Annotated in this window: 18 protein-coding genes and 1 pseudogene; 14 read left to right on the plus strand and 5 right to left on the minus strand. The window is 61.5% G+C overall.

The window, feature by feature from the left end:
- Positions 1-46: 46 nt before the first annotated feature.
- The 3 genes from nosZ to D5125_01775 all read right to left on the minus strand — a co-directional run bounded on the left by nosZ (position 47) and on the right by D5125_01775 (position 4497).
- Positions 47-2353, minus strand: coding sequence for a Sec-dependent nitrous-oxide reductase (gene nosZ / locus D5125_01765; protein QFY88305.1), 2307 nt, complete (start codon positions 2351-2353; stop codon positions 47-49).
- Between the two features lie 243 nt (positions 2354-2596).
- Positions 2597-4024 carry an SCO family protein gene (locus D5125_01770; protein QFY88306.1) on the minus strand — a complete coding sequence of 476 codons (1428 nt, stop codon included), beginning with the start codon at positions 4022-4024 and terminating at the stop codon, positions 2597-2599.
- Entirely contained in the window at positions 4021-4497 is a 477-nt protein-coding gene (locus D5125_01775; GenBank protein QFY88307.2) for a hypothetical protein, read from the minus strand. The genes D5125_01770 and D5125_01775 overlap by 4 nt, the downstream gene beginning before the upstream one ends.
- 60 nt (positions 4498-4557) lie before the next feature.
- Here D5125_01775 and D5125_01780 point away from each other — a divergent pair, with 60 nt between their 5' ends.
- The 3 genes from D5125_01780 to D5125_01790 all read left to right on the plus strand — a co-directional run bounded on the left by D5125_01780 (position 4558) and on the right by D5125_01790 (position 7381).
- Positions 4558-5274 carry a Crp/Fnr family transcriptional regulator gene (locus tag D5125_01780; protein QFY88308.1) on the plus strand — a complete coding sequence of 239 codons (717 nt, stop codon included), beginning with the start codon at positions 4558-4560 and terminating at the stop codon, positions 5272-5274.
- A gap of 262 nt (positions 5275-5536) precedes the next feature.
- A complete protein-coding gene (locus tag D5125_01785) occupies positions 5537-5971 on the plus strand; it encodes a cytochrome c (GenBank protein QFY88309.1) in 435 nt (144 codons plus the stop codon).
- Between the two features lie 15 nt (positions 5972-5986).
- Positions 5987-7381 carry a cbb3-type cytochrome c oxidase subunit I gene (locus D5125_01790; protein QFY88310.1) on the plus strand — a complete coding sequence of 465 codons (1395 nt, stop codon included), beginning with the start codon at positions 5987-5989 and terminating at the stop codon, positions 7379-7381.
- A gap of 395 nt (positions 7382-7776) precedes the next feature.
- Here the strand turns inward: D5125_01790 and D5125_01795 are convergent, their stop codons facing one another.
- Together D5125_01795 and D5125_01800 are read right to left on the minus strand one after the other, a co-directional pair.
- Positions 7777-8037 (minus strand): Txe/YoeB family addiction module toxin, encoded by a 261-nt coding sequence (locus tag D5125_01795; protein ID QFY88311.1) that lies wholly within the window; start codon positions 8035-8037, stop codon positions 7777-7779.
- On the minus strand, positions 8038-8280 hold the full coding sequence (locus D5125_01800) for a hypothetical protein (protein ID QFY91031.1): 243 nt from the start codon (positions 8278-8280) through the stop codon (positions 8038-8040).
- Positions 8281-8380: 100 nt separating this feature from the next.
- On the opposite strand from D5125_01800, the pseudogene D5125_01805 reads away from it, so the two are divergent.
- The 11 genes and pseudogenes from D5125_01805 (at position 8381) to D5125_01860 (ending at position 17943) form a co-directional block, all read left to right on the plus strand.
- Positions 8381-8599, plus strand: a pseudogene (locus D5125_01805) (nitric-oxide reductase large subunit).
- 270 nt (positions 8600-8869) lie between these two features.
- Complete coding sequence (locus D5125_01810) at positions 8870-10522, plus strand: tetrathionate reductase family octaheme c-type cytochrome (GenBank protein QFY88312.1); 1653 nt, start codon at positions 8870-8872, stop codon at positions 10520-10522.
- A complete protein-coding gene (locus D5125_01815; protein QFY88313.1) occupies positions 10522-11178 on the plus strand; it encodes a cytochrome b/b6 domain-containing protein in 657 nt (218 codons plus the stop codon). The genes D5125_01810 and D5125_01815 overlap by 1 nt, the downstream gene beginning before the upstream one ends.
- 223 nt (positions 11179-11401) lie before the next feature.
- A complete protein-coding gene (cobA, locus tag D5125_01820; protein ID QFY88314.1) occupies positions 11402-12193 on the plus strand; it encodes a uroporphyrinogen-III C-methyltransferase in 792 nt (263 codons plus the stop codon).
- Positions 12168-12506 (plus strand): cytochrome c, encoded by a 339-nt coding sequence (locus tag D5125_01825; GenBank protein QFY88315.1) that lies wholly within the window; start codon positions 12168-12170, stop codon positions 12504-12506. The genes cobA and D5125_01825 overlap by 26 nt, the downstream gene beginning before the upstream one ends.
- A complete protein-coding gene (locus tag D5125_01830; GenBank protein QFY88316.1) occupies positions 12503-13780 on the plus strand; it encodes a protein nirF in 1278 nt (425 codons plus the stop codon). The genes D5125_01825 and D5125_01830 overlap by 4 nt, the downstream gene beginning before the upstream one ends.
- Positions 13781-13989: 209 nt before the next feature.
- Positions 13990-14466, plus strand: a complete 477-nt coding sequence (locus D5125_01835) for an AsnC family transcriptional regulator (GenBank protein ID QFY88317.1) — start codon at positions 13990-13992, stop codon at positions 14464-14466.
- Entirely contained in the window at positions 14463-15026 is a 564-nt protein-coding gene (locus tag D5125_01840) for an AsnC family transcriptional regulator (protein QFY88318.1), read from the plus strand. Before D5125_01835 ends, D5125_01840 begins: the two co-directional genes overlap by 4 nt.
- 16 nt (positions 15027-15042) lie before the next feature.
- Complete coding sequence (locus D5125_01845) at positions 15043-16011, plus strand: Lrp/AsnC family transcriptional regulator (GenBank protein QFY91032.1); 969 nt, start codon at positions 15043-15045, stop codon at positions 16009-16011.
- Between the two features lie 118 nt (positions 16012-16129).
- Positions 16130-17299, plus strand: coding sequence for a heme d1 biosynthesis radical SAM protein NirJ (nirJ, locus tag D5125_01850; protein ID QFY88319.1), 1170 nt, complete (start codon positions 16130-16132; stop codon positions 17297-17299).
- A gap of 242 nt (positions 17300-17541) precedes the next feature.
- A complete protein-coding gene (locus D5125_01860) occupies positions 17542-17943 on the plus strand; it encodes a cytochrome c (GenBank protein QFY88321.2) in 402 nt (133 codons plus the stop codon).
- The last annotated feature ends 26 nt before the right edge of the window (positions 17944-17969 follow it).

Consider the following 17969-nt stretch of genomic DNA (forward strand, 5'->3'; position numbering starts at 1 on the left):
GGGGAGCCAGGCTCCCCCTCCCATTACCCGCTAGGGGGTTGTTTCCTTACTGGACCTTCTTGGCCCCGTTTTCTTCCAGGTAGGTCTTGGCGCGCAGACCGATGTCAGCCGCCTTGACCTGGTACTGCCACCACTGACCGGCCCAGAGGGTGGCGTTGTGGTAGTCACCCTTGGCTACGGCTTCGTCTGCCTTCTTCTTCATGTCGGCGGCAAAGCCCAGCTGCTCGGTGGCGTCTTCCACCAGGGCGACCACAGGGGCGAAGTCCTTGTAGTTGTGACTGGTGATGAACTTGACCACGGAGTCGATGACGGCCTGGGTATCCAGGTTGGTCTTCACCTGCTTGTCGTAGTCGGCCTGGGTGTACTGCTGACCTTCAGCCATGGCCCCGGTTTCCATCTTGTAGCCCTTGGGCTTGACCAGCAGATAGCCCTGCATTTCCAGATGCAGCGCCGAGCAGAACTCGGTGCAGTAGTAGGGATAGACGCCGGCCTTGTCAGCGGTGAAGCTGTAGGAAGACACCTTGCCAGGCTCCATCGACAGGTTGACGTTATGGGTGTACATGGCAAAACCATGGGTCTCATCCTGGGCGCGTTCCAGGTTGGTCAGGTGAATGCTGACCTTATCGCCTTCTTCCACCTCGATGATTTCCGGGGTGATGTGGGAGCGGATCACGGTGCCATAGACATGCACCTGGCAGTTACCCTGGTCGTCACAGTTGCGTTCGACCTTCTCACGACCGGCGCGGGTGGCCCATTCGGAACGCTTGTTGGTACGGGTATTGGTGCCGGACTTGTAGCGTACCGCAGGCTTCAGCTTATCAGCCTTGATGCCCACCACGTAGTGGGGTTCGCCCAGGGGCAGGGGCATGTCGTACAGCAGCTGCATCTTGTCGCCGCTGATGTCGATCAGCTGGTGGTTCTGCGGGTGCAGCGGGCCCACCGGGTTGAACCGGTCGATGGCCAGCTTGTTCAGGGCAATCAGGTACTTGCCATCCGGTGACTTGGAGTCGCCCTCCATCGTCACCAGGTGACCTACGTTGTAGTGGATATTGATTTGATCCAGCACCTTGCCTTCACAGTAGTCCCACTTGGTGACCATGGAATCGACGTAGATGGAGGTGTAGGCCACGCATTCCTTGGCATCGTACTGGGTATGCAGCGGACCCAGACCCACCTGAACCTGGGTATGCAGGGCATCCTTCAGGGCGATGATGGGCAGACCGTAGGGGTCTTTGCCTTCGAACTTCTTGTTCTTGATGGCGTCCTGGATCTTTTCCCAGCTATACACCCAGGCATGGGAGTCGAGCTTACCGGATACGATGATGCGATTACCCTTGGGGTTGACGTCCACGCCGTGCGGGCTCTTCGGCTCGGGCACCAGGAACACCAGTTCTTCGGCAATGGCCTGTTCCATGGTGATCAGGTACTGACCCTTGGACTTCTTGACCTTGCCGGCCTTGACCAGCTCTTCGGCCTTCTTCCAGTTGGTGATGTGCAGGAAGTCGGTGTCTTTCTGCGAGCAACCGGCCTCAAACGGCGGGCGTCCGCGCTCGATACCACCCACATAGCGTTCGGAACAGAAGGAGTTGGTGAAGCCCCAGCCGTAAGAGACCTCCTTACCGGCATCGGACAGATCCTGACTATAGGGAGGCAGTTCGAAGGTAAAGGAGTTTTCCGGGTCGATGCGGCCTTCTTTTTTATCGAAGCGCCAGTAGGTCACGCCACCACGGTACTTGTCGTTGAACTGTTCCAGGGGCACGAACTCATCTTCAAAGGGCGCGGCGTACTGGGCCGCTTCCATGACGTATTCGGTGTTGGGTGTGACGAAGGCGCCACCGTGGGAGGATTTGAAGAAGGGGTTGACCACGATCTGCTTGGTTTCGAAGTCGTGCAGGTCGATCATGGCGATACGGGGGTTGGCCTTGTCGTTGATGAACAGGAACTTGCCATCGTATTCGCCATCGGTCTCGGAAAAGGCCGGGTGGTGGGTGTCACCCCAGATGATGTCCTTGCCATGGACCTTGCCCTGATCTAGCACGGCCTTGGATTCGTCATCGAAGCCATAGCCCTGCCAGGGCTCCGGGGTGAACACGCCGATGTACTTGAGGATGCGCATGGAGGGCACGCCATAGACGATGACCTGGCCGCTCTGACCGCCGGAGCTGAACATCAGGTATTCATCACGACCACCGGTGGGGGTATAGGTCTTGGCGGCGGCGAGAATGTCTTTCTGCGTCAGGCCGCGTTCTTTCATGACCTCTTCCAGACTGGCGGACCAGGCGGAAGACGCCGAGCCCAGGGCCAGACCGAGGCCAACAGCCACGGCTGTGAGCTTTTGCTTTGGTAATTTCATATTCAGGTATCCCCTAAGTACGAGAGAGAAGGCACCGCCCTTGCGGGCAGTTTGAGTCATTTGACGCGCAGATTTTCGGCCTGGGAGGGCATTTGGCCCATTGACCTAGGTCAAGAAAACGAAATTTTGTGTGATTTGCCGCACAAAAGCGGGCAGCCGCCAGCAATCAGCTTCGGCATTCTGTAGCCGGGTTGGAGCGCAGCAGAACCCGTACCGACACCGCCGATGGCTGGCCGCGGCCAATCACGGCAGGTACTTCAGCAACTCCGCGTGCAGCTTCTCCGGGCTGATGCCGTGCAGAAACTTGGTGATATAGCGCCCCTGGGCGTCCAGCAGGTAGAGGCTGGCGGAGTGGTCCATGACGTACATATCGTCCGGCTTACCCTCCTCCAGGACCTTTTCGTACTTGACGCTGAGGCTGTCGGCCAGGCGGTCGATCATCGCCTTGGGTCCGGTCAGACCGACCAGACGGGGGTCGAAATAGGTGACGTATTTGCGCATCACCTCGGTGTTGTCCCGCTCCGGATCGACGGTGATGAACCAGGGCTGGATCAGGTCGGCCTTATCGCCCAGCATTTGCAGGGTCTGGCCCAGCACCGCCAGGGAAGTGGGGCAGATATCCGGGCAGAAGGTATAGCCAAAATAGAGGATCTGGAGCTTGCCCTGCATATCCTGATTGGTCACAAGCCCACCCAGATGATCGGTGAGCATGAAGCGCCCAACGCCGGCACCTGGGGCTATGGGGGTGGTATCCAGCTCTGTATGGAGTTGTTTCTCTGTCGCCTCCACGGGCGCAAGGGCGAGGCAGGAGCGAATGCCATCGGCCAGCTTCTGCATCAGGTTGAAATAGTGATCCGGCCCAGGCTCCAGCCCCTGGCCCAGGGAGTCCAGCTCGGCGGTGCGCAGCCTGATCCCCTGGGTCAGGGTGGCGGCATGGGAGTCGCTCACCCCGGCCTCCAGCAACAGGCAGCTGGCACGGCCATCCTGCAGCAATTGGCGCAGTTGCAACAGCTTCTCCGCCGCAGCCTGTTCCTCCGGCCGTTCGATCAGCCGATCCACCACCTTGAGCGCATAGGCCTGCTCGAAGTATTGCAGGGTGTCAAGATACTGCAGGGCCGGGGCCGCCTTGAAACCGCGATAGCTGTTTTCCATCTCCCGGTCGATCTTACGCAGGCGGTCATGCAGCTGGATGCGATTGGCACTGTAGAGGTGGGCGCGCAGCGGGTCCATCTCCTGCAGCAGCAACGTCATGTCGTCCACCAGGATGCTGATGTTGCGGTTATCCAGCCAGAAATAGGGGTCGCGGCGGTCATCCCGGGTGCGCGAGGGCAGGATCTTCATGCTCGGCGAGTCCAACAGGGCCTCCACCCGCAGCCCTTCGGGCGGGTTGCTCAGCCCCTGGGCCAGACCCCGCTCCAGCTCCGGGCCGACCCAGATCAGCAGGTCGGCCCCTTGCAGCTGTTTCTTCTGCGCCGCGCTGAGCCGTTCGGCATGGGGGCTCTGGCCATCGCCATAGAGCAGCAAGGGGGCATCGCCCCCCTGCATCAGGGCGGCCAGCACCGAATGGATCGGCTTGATGCTGGCCAGCACGCGAAACTCGGCGGCGGCCAGGGGCAAGGCCAGCAACCAGAAGCTCAGGGCCAGGACGATAACAAGCGGCCTATTTCTCATTTGGCATACACCCTTTCCAGTTGTTTGATGGCGGTATCGACCTGTGCCCCCAGTTCGGCCATGGAGGGACAGCGACCCTTGTTCTCGATAAAGGCCATGAAGGATTCATGGGATTGACGGTCAAACAACTCGCCCAGTTGACGCCGTTGCGGCAGGTTGCGAATCAGCGCCATCTTCATGCGCCGGGTCTCCAGCAGGGCCCGGCAATGCAGGGCCACGCCATTGAGGTCCCCCAGCCGTTTGATGGCGTCAAACTGCGCCTGCTGCGACGCTGCGGCCTGGCCACCCATGCCGATCAGGGCCAGCAACAGGGCGGCCGACAGGCTGCGCTGCAACCGGCGCGGGAACGACGGGGGGGCGGTGGCTAGGGACATCACGGTGACGGACGGGGCCTCGGCGTGCAAGGGGAAAATCGTGCCATTCAACCCCAGCTGGGTGGAAAAAGTCTTGACCGATGTCAAAAAATTCATCATCTTGACCGCCGTCAGGCCAGCAGGGGCGCACCCTGCGCCACTGAAACCAGGATTAACCACATGAATATCAATCAGTATCTGGAAAACCATCTACTCTTCAAGGCCCTCTCGCCGGAACAACTGAACCGGGCCTGCTTCGACGCCCGCATGGTTCGGCTTAACCGCACCGAGCAGCTGTTCGGCCAAGGCGAACAGGCCAATGCCTTCTATCTATTGGTGGAGGGCCAGATCAAACTCGCCCGCCTCTCGCCGGGGGGTGACGAAAAGATCATCGAGATCATCAATGCCGGCGGCACCTTCGCCGAGGCGCTGATGTTTCTGCGCGTCAAGCATTATCCGGTCAGCGCCCATGCGATGAAGGACTCCAGCCTGGTGCGCATCAACAGTGAGCACTATTTTGCCGTGCTGGCCGAGTCCAACGACACCTGCCTGGCCATGCTGGGCGATCTGAGCAGCCGCATCCACGGCCTGATCAATGAGATCGACAAGCTCACCCTGCACAATGCCGCCTGCCGCATCGCCGGTTATCTGATGTCGCGGGTGCCGGAAAACGGCCTCGCCTTCGAGCTGGACATCCCCAAGCTGGCCCTGGCCTCGCGCCTGGCGATCAAACCCGAGACCCTGTCGCGCATCATCAAGCAGCTCAGTCAGGAAAACCTGATCAAGGTGGACAAGTCGCAGATCGAGATCCTCGACCCCGGCGAACTCCAGGTCTTCGCCGAAAGCTGCACCCAGCTGGAGGCCGATTTCAGGGACTCCTTCAACCTCGGCTCCTAGGAGCCTGAGCAACCGGCCGCCGGGGGGGTGGCAATGCCGCTTCACAGAAAAAAGTTAACCCATTAGATAATCTAACTCATTGAAAATAATCTGTTATCTCCGCGTCTCTATGGCTTGACTCCCGAATTCAAACCAGCCACCCCCCGCCATCCGGACAAGGGCGGCCTGCCGTAATAACCAAGCAATTGACTAAGATCAAGGCCCTTTCCCTGAATATACCCTCAAATGCTGCGGCCAACTGCTAATCCTACGGGGGACTTCAATGTCACAAACCTTCACCAAAGCCATGGCACGGAACATCTTTTACGGTGGTACCGTGTTTTTTGCCCTGCTCTTCCTCGCCCTGACCTACGATACCGAAACGGCCCTGCCCGATCGGGACAACCGTCAGAACCTGACCGAAACCGTCATCCACGGCAAGCGTCTGTGGGAAGAAAACAACTGCGTCGGCTGTCATTCGCTGCTTGGCGAGGGGGCCTATTTCGCGCCCGAGCTGGGCAACGTCTATACCCGCTTCGGCAACAGCACCGAGGCCATCAAGGGCTTCATCAAGTATCGCCCTGCCGATGGCGTGCCCGGTCGCCGCTCCATGCCGCAATTCAATTTCACTGACGAGGAACTCACCGCCCTGGCCGAGTTCCTTAAGTACGTCTCTGAGATCGACGCCGCCGGCTGGCCGCCGAACATCAAGGGTTAATCGGGAGTTTTTATTATGCAATATCAATCACAATCCGTCGCCAAGCTCTATTTCACCGCAGCCATCGGCCTGTTCGTCGGCCAGATCCTGTTCGGTGTCATCCTGGGCCTGCAATACGTCATGGGGGACTTCCTGTTCCCTGAGATCCCCTTCAACGTGGCCCGCATGGTCCACACCAACCTGCTCATCGTCTGGCTCTTGTTCGGCTTCATGGGCGCGGCCTATTACCTGGTACCGGAAGAGGCGGAACGCGAGCTGGAAAGCCCCCTGCTGGCCAAGCTGATGTTCTGGATCTTCCTCGTCGCCGGTGCCCTGACCATCCTGGGCTATCTGCTGGTGCCCTACTCGGGTCTGGCCAAGCTGACCGGTAACGCCCTGCTGCCCACCATGGGCCGTGAGTTCCTGGAGCAGCCGACGATCACCAAGATCGGCATCGTCATCGTTGCCCTGGCCTTCCTCTACAACATCGGCATGACCATCCTCAAGGGCCGCAAGACCGCCATCAGCCTGGTGCTGTTGATCGGCCTGGTGGGCCTGGCGGTGTTGTTCCTGTTCGCCTTCTACAACCCGCACAACCTGGTACGCGATAAGTTCTACTGGTGGTGGGTGGTGCATCTTTGGGTGGAAGGCGTGTGGGAGCTGATCCTGGGCGCTATCCTGGCCTTCGTGCTGATCAAGACCACCGGCGTGGACCGCGAGGTGATCGAGAAGTGGCTGTACATCATCATCGCCATGGCCCTGATCACCGGCATCATAGGTACCGGTCACCACTTCTACTGGATCGGCACCCCCGAGTACTGGCAGTGGTGGGGTTCCATCTTCTCCGCCCTGGAGCCTATCCCCTTCTTCATGATGACCCTGTTCGCCTTCAATATGGTCAACCGTCGTCGCCGTGAACACCCCAACAAGGCCGCCGTGCTTTGGGCCCTGGGTACCGGCGTCATGGCTTTCCTTGGCGCGGGCGTGTGGGGCTTCCTGCATACCCTGGCCCCGGTGAACTTCTACACCCACGGCAGCCAGATCACCGCCGCCCACGGTCACATGGCCTTCTACGGGGCCTATGTGATGATCGTGCTGACCATGATCAGCTACGCCATGCCGCTGATGCGCGGTCGCAAGGCAGCCAATTCCATGAAGCAGCAGGTACTGGAGATGTGGTCCTTCTGGCTGATGACCATCTCCATGGTGTTCATCACCCTGTTCCTCACCGCCGCCGGTATCCTGCAGGTCTATCTGCAGCGCATGGGCGATGCGCCCATGGACTTCATGATGGTGCAGGACAAGATCGCCCTGTTCTACTGGCTGCGTGAGATCGCCGGGATCATCTTCCTTATCGGCCTGATCGTCTATGTGGCCAGCTTCTTCATCGGCCAGGATGAGCCGGAGGCCACCCTGGAGGCCAAGGGTTGATCCTATGATTTAGCCTATCTTCCCTAAGCGGCAGGGATGCCGCCACGGAGAGGACCGTAATCTGTGCTCGGAGTCTCGCGGTCCCATTCGGCCCGCTGATGGTTGAGGATATAACCGTCAGCGGGCCTTTTCTTTGCCAAAATGGCTGGCCGTCCACAGCCTCAGCCTGCAACCAGGCCGAGCGTAAAGCCAGCAGGCACCCCGAAAGTCAGTGGCAATCCGGCGGCGTTCGGCATGGTTTTGAGGGCCAGCATTTTGACCGCTATACCAGCAGTCGTTATGATTTATCAAAGAAATACAAGAGGATAGTGGAATAGAAGATTCGGCGCACGCATGAACGGCAGCTGCTGACCACCGTCCGAGCAACCGATGAGGTGCCTGAGAAAAATTGAACCTCAGTAATGCAGTCGGCAGGAGAAGACGCTGATTTCGTCTTCGCTGACCTGATAAACCAGTCGGTGTTCCTGGGTAATACGTCGAGACCAAAAGCCCTGTAGCTGATGCTTCAATGGTTCGGGCTTGCCAGTACCCGCGAATGGTGTTCGATCGATCTCCTGCAGCAGCGCAACAATCTTTTTCTGAACTTTGCGGTCCACTTGTCCCCAATAATTGAAATCGGCAAAGGCCTGGGGCAAAAAGCTGATCTTGCGCGGCATCTAGGACTCCAGATCGGCCAACTCCAGACGCACCCGCTTGTTCGGGTCTTGCCAATCCTCCAGCGCGTACTGTATGTGACGGCGATTGGCCTCGGTGGACAGCAAATGCGTTGTCGCATCCACTTCCTGCGTGGGTAACATGACAATCACTTCCACTTGACTGCCCTCGGGCAACTCTGGCGAAGAAACTTCCACCCGTCCGCCCTTGAGTACCTGGGTTTCGAGCCTTATAGCCGATAACATGCTGTTCTCCACGAGAATCTGTTTGTTGCTTGCAGTGTAGGACGAGCGGAGGACGCTTGCAATCACCCTGACTGGGGAGCAAGCCACCCGCAGCCAGCTCATCACCCTGTTCCTCACCGCCGCCGGTATCCTGCAGGTCTATCTGCAGCGCATGGGCGATGCGCCCATGGACTTCATGATGGTGCAGGACAAGATCGCCCTGTTCTACTGGCTGCGTGAGATCGCCGGGATCATCTTCCTTATCGGCCTGATCGTCTATGTGGCCAGCTTCTTCATCGGCCAGGATGAGCCGGAGGCTACCCTGGAGGCCAAGGGTTGATCCTATGATTTAGCCTATCTTCCCTAAGCGGCAGGGATGCCGCCACGGAGAGGACCCTAATCTGTGCTCGGAGTCTCGCGGTCCCATTTGGCCCGCTGATGGTTGAGGATATAACCGTCAGCGGGCCTTTTCTTTGCCAAAATGGCTGGCCGCTGGCTGCTGGCCGTTGAAGGCCAGTCAAAGTTCCCTCGGCTTGACGCTGATCAAAGAAACGCCAGTAAAGCGGGTATATAAAGGCAGTCCCCCGCCTGCCTCACCTGGTTGTCCGCTATGAACCTCAAACCCCTTTTCGTCTTATGGCCACTCCTCCTGTTGTCCTTCGGCCTGGCGGCCGCTGAGGATGAGAAGATCGAATACGGCGTGTCGGAATACGCCAACACCTTCCAGGACAAGACCCTCAAGCAGCACCACAATCGCCCCTCCACCGCCGATCATGGCGAATTTGATGAGCTCAAAGGCCCCTTTGCCAGCGGCCCTGAGGTGACCAAGGCCTGCCTCGGCTGTCACAACAAGGCGGGCAGCCAGTTTGCCAAGAACAAGCACTGGACCTGGGAGTACAAGCACCCGGTCACCGGCCAGCTGCTGGGCAAGAAGCACCTGATCAACGGCTTTTGCACCAACGCCCGAGGCAACGAGGGCATGTGCGCCCAGTGCCACGCCGGCTACGGCTGGAAGGATGAGGGCTTCGACTTCACCAAGCTGGAGAACATCGACTGCCTGATCTGCCACGAGTCCACCGGCACCTATTACAAGACCCCCAACAGCGAGGGCAACGCCGCCTGCTCGGTGATGTTCGAGGGCAAGCCGGCGATCGAATGGGAGCGGGTAGCCCAGAGCGTGAGCCTGCCCTCGCGCAACAACTGCGGCAAGTGTCACTTCTTCGGCGGTGGTGGCGACAACGTCAAGCACGGCGATCTGTCCTCGGCCCTGTTCAATCCGCCCAAGGCGCTGGATGTGCACATGGCCGCCGATGGCAATAACTTCGACTGCACCACCTGCCACGTCGGCGAGGGTCACCAGTGGGAGGGCAGCCGGTACCAAATGACGGTGTTCGATGCAAAGGGCACCGGCAAACCGGGCATGCCCCGGGATACCGCCAGCTGCGCCAGCTGTCATGGCCATGAGCCGCACCCCAAGGTGAATGTCAGCGGCCTGCTGCTCAACAGCCACACGGAAAAACTGGCCTGCGAGACCTGCCATATCCCCGAGTTCGCCCGTGGCGGCGTGGCCACGGTCACCCATTGGGACTGGCGCACCCAGGGCAAGCTGAAGAACGGCGAGGGCTACAAGCTCAAGGAATACACCCAGGGCAACGGCGAGCACCGCGCCACCTACAAGTCCATCAAGGGTGACTTCAAGTACGGCGAAAATATCCAGCCGCACTACGCCTGGTTCGATGGCACCTTCAAATTCACCACACTGGATACGGTGTTCGATCCGAGCAAGACCCCGGTGGAGCTGAACTCCTTCAGCGGCCAGCCCGGCGATAAGAACTCGCGCATCTACCCGTTCAAGCGCATGCTCACGGTGCAGCCCTACGACAAGGGCAACAACACCCTGGTGTACATGCACCTCTGGGGCAACGACGAAAACGCACTCTGGGGCAATTACGACCTGCAGAAGGCCATCAGCGCCGGCATGGCCCGCTTCAACAAGCCCTATAGCGGTGAGTTTGACTTCATCGAGACCTACTCCTACTGGCCGATCAACCACATGGTCGCCCCCAAGGAGGATGCCCTGGCCTGCGACCAGTGCCACAGCAGCGAAGGCCGCCTGAAGGGCATCGAGGGTATCTATATGCCCGGCGTTGGCGGCAGTGATCTGGTGGATCGCATCGGCCTGCTGGCGGCGCTGGCCGCCCTGCTCGGGGTGCTGGCCCATGCCCTGTTACGCTTCATCTCTGGCCGCCGGAGGGCCCACTAATGGCACTGCACCGCATTCAGGTATTTCGCATCTTTGAGCGCATCTGGCACTGGAGCCAGGCGCTGCTGATCTTCACCCTGCTGTTCACCGGCTTTGCCATTCGTGATCTGCATCGGCTGATCGACTTCCAGACCGCCGTCAACCTGCACACATTGGCGGCCCTGCTGCTGCTGGCCATCTGGATCTTCGCCACCTTCTGGCTGTTTACCACTGGCCAGTGGCGCCACTATCTGCCCACCAGCAAAAACTTCGCCCAGGTAGCGCGTTTCTACGTCTATGGCATCTTCAAGGGCGAGCACCACCCCTATGTCAAGACCTACAGGCGCAAGCACAACCCCCTGCAGGCCCTGACCTATCTGGCGGTGAAGACGCTGATCTTTCCGGCCATCTGGATCTCCGGCCTGCTCTATCTGGCGGTCAGCTTCGGCCTGTTTGACAGCCTGCAGGCCTCGGGCGTCGGCCTGCTCGCTGACATCCACACCATCGCCGCCTTTGCCGTGCTGATCTTCGTCATCCTGCACGTCTATCTGCTCACCACCGGCCACTCCTTTGCTGAGCACGTCCGCCCCATGATCACCGGCTACGACGAGGTGGAGCTCACCGAAGAGGAATACGCCTACCTCAAGCAGGACGAGCCGCAGAAGATTCAGGATTGAGCCTCATCCGACAACGCGGCCTGACAGGGAAAGTCGGATCGCGCAGCAAGCTGCCCTCCCACAGCGCCCTATGCGGTACACCAAGCCAAGGTCTGCCACGGGTCGAGTTCAGCCCCACAGGCCTTTTCAGGGAACCGAGAAACTTTGACCTAGATCAAGGTGGCCGCACAGACCTGATTTTAGGGTAGCGGCATTGAGATTGTAGTTGAGTGAGCGCAGGGGCATGAAACAACCGGGCAAGGTCTATCTGGTGGGCGCAGGCCCTGGCGACCCCGAGCTATTGACCCTGAGGGCGTTCAAACTGCTACAACAGGCCGAGGCCGTGGTCTATGACCGCCTGGTGGCAGCCGAGATCATGGACCTGATCCCCCAGGGTGTAACCCGCATCGCCGTGGGCAAGGAGCCGGGCAATCACTGCATCCCCCAGAGCGAGATCAACCAACTGCTGGTGCGCCTGGCCCTGGCCGGGCGCAGCCTGGTTCGCCTCAAGGGCGGCGACCCCTTTATCTTCGGCCGAGGCAGCGAGGAGGCCCTGGAGCTGCGCCGCCACGCCATCCCGTTTGAGATCGTTCCCGGCATCACCGCAGCGACCGCCGCCAGCGCCTATGCGGGAATTCCCCTCACCCATCGCGGTCTAAGCCGCAGTGTGCGCCTGGTTACCGGCCACCTGCTCGAGGACCAGCCCCTGCAACTGGACTGGGCCGGCATGGCCGACGCCGAGACCACCCTGGTGATCTACATGGGCCTGAGCAACCTGGCGCAGATCATCGACCAGCTGATCAGCGCCGGGCGCGCCGCCGACACCCCTGCCGCAGCGGTGCAGGAGGGCAGCACACCGCGCCAGCGTCAGGTCATGGCCCCGCTGGGCCAGCTGGCGCGGCGGGTGACAGAGGCCGGGCTGGAGGCCCCGGTGGCCATCATCGTCGGCGCCTGCGTCAATCTGGCCGAGGAACTTGCCTGGTTCCAGCCCCCAACCCTGGAGCAAGACCATGCCCAACGCCTTGCTGGCAGCTAGCCTGCTGCTCATCTCTGGCCTGCCACTGGTCGGCCTGGCCGCCGCCGAACCGGGCACCGGCCCCAGCCCGGCACGCCAGCTGGAGCTGCGCGCCCTGCTGGTGCAGGACTGCGGCTCCTGCCACGGTCTGAGCCTGCGCGGCGGCCTGGGCCCGCAGCTTTTGCCCGAGGCCCTGGCCAACAAGCCCGAGGAATACCTGGTGGCGACCATACTCCACGGTCGCCCCGGCACCCCCATGCCCCCCTGGCAGCACTTCCTCAGCGAGGACGAGGCGCGCTGGATCGCCCAACTGCTGAAACGAGGTTTGCAATGAGCTGGTTTGGATTGGTTTTAGATGGCAGTCCGCGAATAAACGCGAATGTTTCAAGCGGGACTCGGGACTCGGGACTCAGGACTCGTCTGCGGTTCCGATGGATTGCCCTGTCTGGCCTGCTGCTGGGCCTGGCCGCTCCCATTTCTGCCGACCCCCTCGCAACAAAATTGCGCGGCACCGGCGATCTGGGGCTGATTGTCGAGCGCGCCGCCGGCAGCCTGCAGCGGGTGGAGACCAGCACCAACAGCATCCTGTCACGCATCGAGGGCCTGGGCGATCTGTCCCATGCCTCCCTGGTCTATTCCCGCGATGCCCGCTTTGCCTATGTGTTTGGCCGCGATGGCGGCCTGAGCAAGGTCGATCTGCTCGAATCCACTCTGGTCAAGCGGGTGGTGCAATCGGGCAACAGCATCGGCGGCGCCATCTCCCAGGACGGCAAGCTCATCGCCGTGGGCAACTACGAGCCCGGCGGTGTGCGCGTGTTCGACGCCGAGACCCTGGAGTTGGTGGCCGATCTGCCCGCCACCCCGGTCAACGGCAAGCCCTCCAAGGTGGTGGGTCTGGTGGATGCCCCCGGCAACCGCTTCGTGTTCAGCCTGTGGGACGCCAACGAGATCTGGGTGGCGGACATGAGCGACCCCAAAGCGCCGCAGCTGACCAAGTTCACCGATATCGGCCGCCAGCCCTACGATGCCCTGATCACCCCCGATGGCCGCTACTACATCGCCGGCCTGTTCGGCGAGGACGGCCTGGCCCTGCTCGATCTCTGGCAGCTGGACAAGGGCGTGCGCCGCATCCTGCCCGGCTACGGCAAGGGCGAGCAGCCCCTGCCGGTGTACAAGATGCCCCATCTGGAAGGCTGGGCCATGGCCGATGACAAGGTCTTCCTGCCCGCCATCGGCCGCCACGAGGTGCTGGTGGTGGACATGCGCAGCTGGGAAGAGGTCGGCCGCATCCCGGTGCACGCCCAGCCGGTGTTCGTCATGGCCCGCCCCGACGGCCGTCAGGTCTGGGTCAACTTCGCCTTCCCCAACAACGAGAAGGTGCAGGTAATCGACAGCCTCAGCCTCCAGCTGATCCATACGATGGAGCCGGGCAAGGGCGTGCTGCACATGGAGTTCGAGCCCAGGGGCGAGGAGGTCTGGCTATCGGTACGCGACCTGGACAAGGTGCAAATCTACGCCACCGAGGATTTTCGCCTGCTCAAGGAACTGCCGGTGGACAAGCCCTCAGGCATCTTCTTCACCGACCGCGCGCACAAGATTGGCTTGTGACGGGATTTAGGGTCCGCAAATGAACGCGAATGAACACAGATATGTAGCCCGGATGGAGCGCAGCGTCGTCCTGAGCCTGTCGAAGGGCGGAATCCGGGAGGCGGCTACACCCAGATTTTCTCTGCGTCCTCTGCGCTCCTTTGCGCCCTCTGCGTCCTTCTTTTGCGTTTATTCGCGTTCATTTGCGGACTAAAAAAATCATATTAACCATGGCATCAACCCAGCATCATTCCCAGCTCAGCCCCCTCGACCAGCGCCTGCTGAATGAATTCCAGGCCGGTCTGCCCCTGTGCGAGCGGCCCTATGCCGCCATGGCCGAGCATCTCGGCAGCAGCGAGGAGGAGATCATCGCCCGCCTGCAACATCTGCAGGACAGCGGCCTGATCAGCCGAGTCGGGCCGGTGTTTCGCCCCAATCGGGTCGGTGCCAGTACCCTGGCCGCCATGGCGGTGCCGGAGGAGCGCCTGCAACAGGTGGCCGACTTGGTCAGCGGCTATGACGAGGTCAACCACAACTACCGCCGTGAGCATGAGTACAACCTCTGGTTTGTCGCCACCGCCCTGGACCGCCAACACCTGGCCGCCGTGCTGGCCGAGATTGAGCAGCGCAGCGGCATCGCCGTGCTCGATCTGCCGATGATCGAAGATTATTTCATCAACCTGGGATTCCCGCTGCAATGGTCATGAACCGCCCCACCCAAGGCCCCTTCGAGAGCCCGGACCCCCTCGACCTGGCCCTGGTGCAGGCCATCCAGGACGGCCTGCCCCTGTGCCCGCGGCCCTATGCCGAGATCGCCGACCATCTGCAGATCACAGAGGCCGAGGTCATCCAGCGCGTCCAGCGCCTGATGGAGCGCGGCGACATCCGCCGCCTCGGCGTGGTGGTGCGCCACCGCGAGCTGGGCTACCGCGCCAACGCCATGGTGGTTTGGGACGTGCCAGACGACAAGGTCAGCGAACTGGGCCGCCGCCTGGGTGCCCTGCCCTGCGTCAACCTCTGCTACCGCCGCCCGCGCCGTCTGCCGCAGTGGCGCTACAACCTGTTCTGCATGATCCACGGCCGCAGCCGTGAGGAGGTGCTGGAGAACCTGCAACGCCTGATCGACGAGCAGCAACTGGGACACATAGTGCATTCCGTCCTGTTCAGCACCCGCCGCTACAAACAACGGGGTGCCCACTACGGCAAGGACAGTCTGCCTCAGGCCCGCCACTGTCCGGCAACCCCTCAGGTGCGCCTGCTTGGCTAAGCCCGATCAGGCCCCACTGGCCGAGTTGGAGCGCCGCCTGATCAATCGCTATCAGGGCGGCTTTCCCCTCTGTGAACGGCCCTTCGATGCGCTGGCCGAGGCGCTGGACAGCGACTCTAATAGCCTGCTGCAGGCGCTGAAGGATTTGCTTGAACAGGGCTGGCTCAGCCGCTTTGGTCCCCTGTTCAACGCCGAGCGCCTCGGTGGGGGCCTGAGCCTCGCCGCCCTGGCGGTGCCCGAGTCGGACTATGCCCAGGTGGCCGAGCGGCTAGCGCAGATGCCCGAGGTGGCGCACAACTACCGCCGCGAGCACGAGCTGAATATGTGGTTCGTGCTCGCCACCGCCAGCCCGGAGGGCATAGATAGCGCCTGCCGCCAGATCGAACAGGCCACCGGCCTGGAGGTGTTCAACTTCCCCAAGCAGCGTGAGTTCTACCTCGGCCTCTGGCTGGAGCTGGACCAGCAGGGCGGCTGCCAGACCCGGCCCATCCCCTCGCCACAGCTGCCGGGGCAGGTGCTGGATGGGCTGGATCAGGCCATCGTCAGCGCCACCCAGGCCGGCCTGCCGCTTCTGGCCGAGCCCTACCGGGCCGTCGCCGAGCAGCTGGATTGCACCAGTGCGGAGCTATTGCAGCGCTTGGCGCGCATGCTGGAGACCGGCGTCATCCGCCGCATCGGCCTGGTGCCCAACCACTACAAGCTGGGCCTGCGCGCCAACGGCATGAGCGTGTGGAACATCGCCGATGAGCAGCTTGAGCAAGTCGGCCAAGCCATGGGTGCGCTGGATTACGTCAGCCACTGCTACAGCCGCCCCCGCCGCCCGCCGCGCTGGCCCTACAATCTGTTCGCCATGGTCCACGGCCAAAACCGCGAGCAGGTGCAAACCAAGGTGGCGAAAATGGCCCAGCGCTTCGCCAGCCAAAGCCAGGGCCACGAGGTGCTGTTCAGCAGCCAGGTCCTGAAAAAAACCGGGATGAGGTTGTGAAGCCAGCCGCCAGCCTTCAGCGGTCAGCCGTCAGCTTTTTGGCCTACAAGCTGGCCGCTGACGGCTGGCAGCTGGCCGCTCGCCACCGGTGGCAAACTTTTTAACGTCAGGTAAATCCATGTTTCGAATCAGCCGTTATCTTCATGCCCTGCATCGCGGTCAGTCGGTGCGCCCCACCAAGGTGGCGCCCACTGGGCCGGTGGTGATCTGGAACCTGCTGCGCCGCTGCAACCTCACCTGCAAGCACTGCTATGCCACCTCCGCTGATAAGGACTTTGACCACGAGCTGAGCACGCCGCAGATCTACAGCACCATGGATGACCTCAAGGCCTTTGGCGTGCCGGTGCTGATCCTCTCCGGCGGCGAGCCCCTGCTGCACCCGGACATCTTTCCCATCTCCCAGCGCGCCAAGGACATGGGCTTCTATGTCGGCCTGTCGAGCAACGGCACCCTGATCACCGAGACCAATATCGCGCAGATCGCCGCGGTCAATTACAACTACGTCGGCGTCAGCCTGGATGGCATAGGCGCCACCCACGACCGCTTTCGCCGCCGCGATGGCGCCTTCGACGAGTCCATGCGGGGCATTCGCCTGTGCCAACGGGCAGGCATCAAGGTCGGCCTGCGTTTCACCATCACCCAGGACAATGTCGCCGAGTTGCCCAAGATCCTCCAGCTGATGGATGACGAGGGCATAGACAAGCTCTACCTGTCGCACCTGAACTACGCCGGGCGCGGCTACCGCAACCGCCGCGATGACCTGCATCACCGGGTCACCCGCCAGGCCATGGAGCTGATTTTCGACACCTGCTGGGCTGACGTGCAGGCCGGGCGCGAGCGCGAGTTCGTCACCGGCAACAACGATGCCGATGGTCCCTTCCTCCTGCTCTGGGCGCTACGGCACATCCCCGAGCACGCCGAGCGCCTGCAGGTCATGCTGGAGCGCTGGGGCGGCAATTCCTCCGGGGTCAATATCGCCAACATCGACAACGAGGGCCGTGTCCACCCGGATACCATGTGGTGGGACTACAGCCTGGGCAATGTGAAAGAGCGGCCCTTCTCCGAGATATGGCAAGATACCAGCGAGCCGCTGATGGCCGGACTGAAACAGAAAAACCGCCCGCTGCAGGGCCGCTGCGCGGTCTGCCAGTACCGCCCCATCTGCGGCGGCAACAGCCGCACCCGCGCCTGGCGCCTCACCGGCAACCCCTGGGCGGAAGACCCAGGCTGTTACCTGGACGACGAAGAAATTGGCCTGAGCCCCACCCTGACTGCAGAGGTAGCCTGATGAAGATATTACAAATTTTAGGACGCCGAGAGCGCGGAGAAGCGCAGAGAACGCGGAGTCGATTCGATCGTTCCCAGGCTCCAGTGTGGGAATGCCGTAAGGGACGCTCCAGCGTCCCGTCACTTGACGCTGGAGCGTCAAAGGCTGCATTCCCACGCCAAGCGTGGGAACAATCAAGTGCCTCAAAGACTCTGCGCCCTCTGCGCTTCTTTGCGAGCTCTGCGTCCTTATTCGCTTTTGCCTTGCTCCTGTTCGGCCTCACCACCGCCCAGGCCGCTGAGGACCAGCGCAGCCCGCTGCTGCTGAACGCCGACGAGCGCGGCCATGTGCTGGAGGAGATGCGCACCTTCCTCACCTCGGCCCATGGCGTGCTGCAAGGCGTATTGCAGGAGGATGCCGATGCCATCGCCCAGGCCGCACGCAAGGCCGGGCGGGCCGCCGCCCATGCCGTGCCCCAGAGCCTGAGGGCAAAACTGCCGATGCAGTTCATGAAGCTGGGCTCGGACACCCACCAGCGCTTCGACCAGCTGGCGATGGATGCCGAATCCCTCGGCGATGCCAGCCACAGCCTGCAACAGCTGACCGAGCTGATGGGCAACTGCCTGGCCTGTCACGATCTGTATCGGATAGACGTGCAGCCATGAAGATGTTGCGTCTGATTTGGGCTCAG

The organism is gamma proteobacterium SS-5, assembly GCA_009497875.2.
GTDB classification, from domain to species: domain Bacteria; phylum Pseudomonadota; class Gammaproteobacteria; order Chromatiales; family Chromatiaceae; genus Magnetovirga; species Magnetovirga frankeli.